6 protein-coding genes and 1 tRNA gene are annotated in these 4842 nt (G+C 37.4%); all 7 read right to left on the bottom strand.

Annotated elements, in window-relative coordinates; genetic code table 11:
* Positions 1-2: 2 nt before the first annotated feature.
* Positions 3-407 carry a DUF3987 domain-containing protein gene (locus KIH41_RS17910; RefSeq protein WP_214163323.1) on the bottom strand — a complete coding sequence of 135 codons (405 nt, stop codon included), beginning with the start codon at positions 405-407 and terminating at the stop codon, positions 3-5.
* Positions 408-487: 80 nt separating this feature from the next.
* On the bottom strand, positions 488-910 hold the full coding sequence (locus tag KIH41_RS17905; RefSeq protein ID WP_214163322.1) for a hypothetical protein: 423 nt from the start codon (positions 908-910) through the stop codon (positions 488-490).
* A 108-nt stretch (positions 911-1018) separates the two neighbouring features.
* The gene (locus tag KIH41_RS17900) at positions 1019-1321 is read right to left on the bottom strand and encodes a hypothetical protein (RefSeq protein WP_214163321.1); all 303 of its coding nucleotides are present in this window, start codon (positions 1319-1321) and stop codon (positions 1019-1021) included.
* 85 nt (positions 1322-1406) lie between these two features.
* Positions 1407-2117: a hypothetical protein gene (locus KIH41_RS17895; protein WP_214163320.1), complete on the bottom strand. Its 711-nt coding sequence runs from the start codon at positions 2115-2117 to the stop codon at positions 1407-1409.
* Position 2118: 1 nt separating this feature from the next.
* Positions 2119-3366 carry a phage integrase SAM-like domain-containing protein gene (locus tag KIH41_RS17890; RefSeq protein ID WP_214163319.1) on the bottom strand — a complete coding sequence of 416 codons (1248 nt, stop codon included), beginning with the start codon at positions 3364-3366 and terminating at the stop codon, positions 2119-2121.
* Between the two features lie 146 nt (positions 3367-3512).
* Positions 3513-3585 (bottom strand) — tRNA-Met (locus tag KIH41_RS17885).
* 223 nt (positions 3586-3808) lie between these two features.
* Positions 3809-4300 (bottom strand): hypothetical protein, encoded by a 492-nt coding sequence (locus KIH41_RS17880; RefSeq protein WP_214163318.1) that lies wholly within the window; start codon positions 4298-4300, stop codon positions 3809-3811.
* Positions 4301-4842: the final 542 nt, after the last annotated feature.

Raw genomic sequence — 4842 nt, 5'->3', positions numbered from 1 at the left:
TATCAGCGTAAACTATGGCCCAGTGACCTCCGTTTTAGACAGTCTATCCTGTATTGGCTGTATTGGTCTTTATCTTTTTCATAAAACCATTTCATGGAGAACTTTAAAGCTGAGCTTTTATTTGATCCTGGATTGCCAATTATGCACATAAAAAGTATAGGCTTAAGCTGTGCGCTATTTTCCAAGACGGAGACTGAGCAATTATTACCGATTGCGAAACCATAAGAGAACAAAATTGCTGATGCCAGGTAATCAGGATGTATTCCCCGTCCAGCAGAAATTTTACTGATGATTTCTTGAAGCTCTTTTGGATAAATATCCAGGGGAAAAGAACAGTGGTTATTATTGGATCCTAAGACCGACTGAAGGTTTTGTGATAATTGAGGAAATTTATTATTTGAGGTCATATGAAGAAATTTTAGACAATAGAATTCCACGCTCCAATTTCCAGGAGCTTTTTTCTTTATTAGTGAAATTTTATTATTTATTAATTAAAGTATTTTTTGTGAAGTAACCCGAGTTTGAAAATGCGATCAGAAATCCTACCCAGAATGGCTTGGAAAAATATGACTTCATCGATTCCATAAAATGCATGAATGCAATTAGGAAGTTTTAGGGCTTTCACGTACAACAGTGATTCACCTATTTCTAGGAGAATATTTCGTTTTTGAAAGGAAGCAGTAACAAAATAAAGCTTGTGAAATCCTTGATCTACATTGCCTCTTCGGATTGATTCAAAAAAAGCTTCAAATTGAGCAATATGAGCTTTTTCGAGAGGGACTTTATTTTGAAGGACAAGATTAAAGACTTGATTATAAAATCGTTGGCAATCTTTTATATCATTAAGGGTTGCAATTTTTTCCCTAAAGAGATCTATCTCCCATTTGGGAAATTCATGTTTTTTGGGCATATTTGTACTGTATTTAAATGTGTGTGTGTAAACCGTTTAAAGACATTGGAGCCTATTTGATTCATAGCGCTCTTGAAAAGGAGAGGACCCCAATCCTCTCCTTTATTTTTAGCTTTCATATTCTCCTGCGAAAAATTTTTCAACTTCACTTTGATGGATGAATCTCCTTTTCCCAAGGAACTTTGATCTAAATTTAATTCCTTTAGCTTCAGCACATGCTTCCATTTTCGAGACAGAATAATGAGATTTAACCCCTGTGGCCTCCATGAAATCTTTCAAAGGAAGCCATTCATCTTTGGTCGATTTTGGCTGACTTTGTAGGCGGGAAATTTTCTCTTCGAGAATTTGGAATTTTTCTTCAAGCCATTTATGGCTGTTAGATGAAAGGACAATGAAATTTTCTTGATTCATAGCTATTATGATTTGTTTGAATCAAAAGTAAAGAAAAATTTATAAAAAAGGTGAACAAATGGTTAAAAATGTTCAACTTTTTACATTATTCTTTGGATGTTAGGTGTTTAAATTCCAAATACGCTAATATTTCATCATCTAGCATTTGATTAAAAGATAATTTAAAATTATGTAAGGTAGATCCCTCGTCTACCTCCATTAACCTAAAGGATAACTTATCAACTTCCTCCTCAGGAAATTTTCCCTGAATTAAAAGAAACTCTTCGTAAGCTTTGAATACCTCGTAATTATTCCTTTTTTGAATAATTTCTTCGAAAATCCTCGGGTTAATTGTTTTAATAAATCTTATTAGGCGTAAAGTTCTTACTTTATCAAGGATATAAAGGGAATCAACAGATTTACTGACCAAGATTTTCTCTACATCATATTTCACAATTTGCTTATCAAAAAATGATTCCATACTTCCTAAAAAAGAATCTTCCAATATTGGGTCCAAAAGAAAACCCGGTTTAAAAGGCAATTTTAATTTTTCTTCAAAATAATCCCTAACCTTTTCAATATAATTAATTTCTTGGTTAATCAATTTATCCGCAATTTCACGACTTTCCCTTAAGGCCTCAAGCCTAAAAGTGTTGGAAGAAACATATCTTATGCCGAGTCGAGACGCAAATACAGTTTTGGCTTTTTTGTAACGGACCTGGACTTGAAGTGGGAAGCCAGTTGGAGCCTTACCTATTTTCTTTACCTCATCCCCATGGTAATGAATAATGGCTAATTTGCTTTTTTTCTTTGTCATATTACCTTTGGATAAATCCAATTATCCTTTGATAGGTTTCTATAGTATACATTTCGGTATAATGGTTTTTCAAAATAGATTTTATTTTGTGGCCAAACATTAATTTAATATCATTTTCTGCCATACCCAACCTATCTGTCCATGTTCCGCAGGTTTTTCTCCCAACAACATTTGTTAAAGCCTCTGAAAAACCAATCCTTTTGGCAAGGGTTTTCAAATGCTTATTGAATTCATGGCTGGAGAGTGCTGTTGAAGGAAAAATGGTTTGGCAATCAGGACAATAATATTTAAAAAAGACCTCTTTTGCCGTATTATTAAGAGGTATCCAGAAGTGTCGACCATTTTTCTTCCTTTCCCCCTTAAGCACTATTGCTTCTTGGTTCTCCTCTAATATATGTTGATCAAAAGCCTCTTTAGGATTTAATTTCAATAAATCGCCGTAATACAAAGAAGTGTTGCAGAGTAATATCAAAATGTCTCTCGCATATTCTAGGTTTCTTTCTTCTGGCGTAAACTCAAGTTTTCTTAACTTTAGATAGTGACGGTCATTTAAATAGACAATTTTCTCAGGTGTTTTGCTAGAGTCGATATCCAAATTGTCAAAATATCTGTGTTTAACTTGAATTCCATACTGGTCACAATAGTCCCTGTAAACCACCTTAAGCCTATCCACATATTTTTCAACCGTCACATCTGCCATCACTTTTTCAGACCTGATAAAATCTACATATCCCGCTACGAACTCCTCATTAATTTCAGACATGGATGCATGCATTCGGTACCTCGTGATCTGCTTTTTTAAAGTGATATAAACCTTTCTAGTAGTTTCGGGGGATTTGCATTTTTTTCCATGGGTTAAATAATAGTCAATATATGACACAATAGTATCACTGGCCCCAGGTGCCATCCCCCCATTAATACCTTTTATTCTCTTGCCTAAAAATTTCACTTCATAAATCTTTTTAAGCATTTCAGACGTTAGGGTTTCATTCCGATTGGAATACTCTTGGATAATCCCTTTCAAACTATGAATAGCCTTTGCAATAGAGCGATTGTGGGATTCTGCATAGGGGTAGTGGCTGTTTACCCATTTGGAATCCTTGCCTGACCATGCCTTTGCAGGAATTTTTTCAAGACCTAGGTTGATGTACTTTCGAACTTTTCGATTAACGCATAGATATATCGCTTCTCCTTGGGAAGATTTTTTCCCTTTTGGATTCAACACAGCCTTTATCTTGAAATCGATCATATCCAAAAATAATCAAAAAAATGAGGGGGACAAAAATGGGGACAAAACCACCCGAATTTGGCAAAATCAAATAGACTCCAAACCACTCAAAAACTGCCTTAAAATGCACTAAAACAAAAAAAGCCAAGCATTTCTGCTTGGCTGAGTAGCGGGAACAGGACTCGAACCTGTGACCTTCGGGTTATGAGCCCGACGAGCTACCAACTGCTCCATCCCGCGATATATCTTAACAATTGATTTGTCGCTATTTTAGTTCATTAAAACCGGATTTTTTTGCCTTTTGCGTTTCCCTTTGCTTTAATGTGATACAAATGTAAGGGGATTTTTTGAGAAGTCAATAGGGTGGGCTTAAAAATAATTGACCCTCCTCACTACAATCTGCCCTTTACTTTGATTTTCAGAAATTTATCACACGACAAAAATTTTCAAAATAAAACCATAATTAATCAACCCTTACAAAAACCTGGTCTTCCACAATCACATCACCTCCTACAATTCCTCCCGGGATTAGGAATTCCCGGTTCTCATTTTGCAATACCAATTCAATCTGCTGGGCATTGTTTAACGCAGGGTAGGAAGTTTCATCATAGGGCCGCAATGAATCTTCACTCACATATGGCTGCTCATAGGGCCTGTAGGCCATAAAAGTAGCCGTTTTGGTCAGGGTATGGCCATTATAGGAGTAATTCCCCCTTTCGATCATGATAAAACCCACAGGCTGCCTTTCTCCTTCCTCCCTCATATAATGCCTATACTCATAGCTGCCATTCGGGTTGAATATATAGTCAACCACATACTCCAACTCCATATATTCATTAAATCCGGCTGACTCCCAGGTCCCCACCAGTTTATTCTCAAATTCATTCGCAGCCTCATTGCAAGCCGTAAACATCAGCAATAAAGCAAAGAGAGGGAAAAGTAAAAACTTCTTCATGTCCGTAGAGTATATTAAAGTCAGGCAATATAGGAATATATTTATTTTATACGGACAACTACTGATTTTCGTTGATAGTGGATAGTCCACAGACATGGGTACCAAGTACCAGGTACCAAGTACAAAGTACCCTCACATCACCACAAGTTNACCACAAGTTGGTTAGCAGCCATTTTGCCCGGCTGAGGCAATTCGCCGTCTTTACTCTCGTGGTCCTCCCTCCGAGCTTCGCTCTTCGGATAGGGTATCAAAACTGTTGTCCCGAGGCTGCGCCTCGGGACGATAGAAATGGAGGCTTTGCCTCCCAAACGTAGCCCTCCGCCGTGAATACCTGGTACCTGGTACGTTGTACTTGGTACCCCAAAATCATTTATTCCAACTGCGAAGAGGCCGTTGAGCCCTTTCCCCTTGGTGCTACTTATTTTTTACTTATTCGACCCTGCCTTTGGCTGGCAGGAAGGTTTGTGCCCCATTTCCTTTCAGCCTAGCGTCGCTTTGCGATTTCTAAACCCCTAAACCTCCCGATCCGCGAAGCGATGATC

The organism is Litoribacter ruber, from assembly GCF_018500185.1.
Classification (GTDB): Bacteria; Bacteroidota; Bacteroidia; order Cytophagales; family Cyclobacteriaceae; genus Litoribacter; species Litoribacter ruber.
The sequence above is the reverse complement of the archived record's forward strand: the minus strand, read 5'-3'. Positions and strand labels throughout refer to the sequence as shown.

What these genes read in the sequence shown, in the direction of transcription:
- KIH41_RS17900 (WP_214163321.1), bottom strand. Translation starts at nt 1,321, where the DNA reads ATGAATCAAGAAAATTTCATTGTCCTTTCATCTAACAGCCATAAATGG.
- KIH41_RS17905 (WP_214163322.1), bottom strand. Translation starts at nt 910, where the DNA reads ATGCCCAAAAAACATGAATTTCCCAAATGGGAGATAGATCTCTTTAGG.
- KIH41_RS17895 (WP_214163320.1), bottom strand. Translation starts at nt 2,117, where the DNA reads ATGACAAAGAAAAAAAGCAAATTAGCCATTATTCATTACCATGGGGAT.
- KIH41_RS17880 (WP_214163318.1), bottom strand. Translation starts at nt 4,300, where the DNA reads ATGAAGAAGTTTTTACTTTTCCCTCTCTTTGCTTTATTGCTGATGTTT.
- KIH41_RS17910 (WP_214163323.1), bottom strand. Translation starts at nt 407, where the DNA reads ATGACCTCAAATAATAAATTTCCTCAATTATCACAAAACCTTCAGTCG.
- KIH41_RS17890 (WP_214163319.1), bottom strand. Translation starts at nt 3,366, where the DNA reads ATGATCGATTTCAAGATAAAGGCTGTGTTGAATCCAAAAGGGAAAAAA.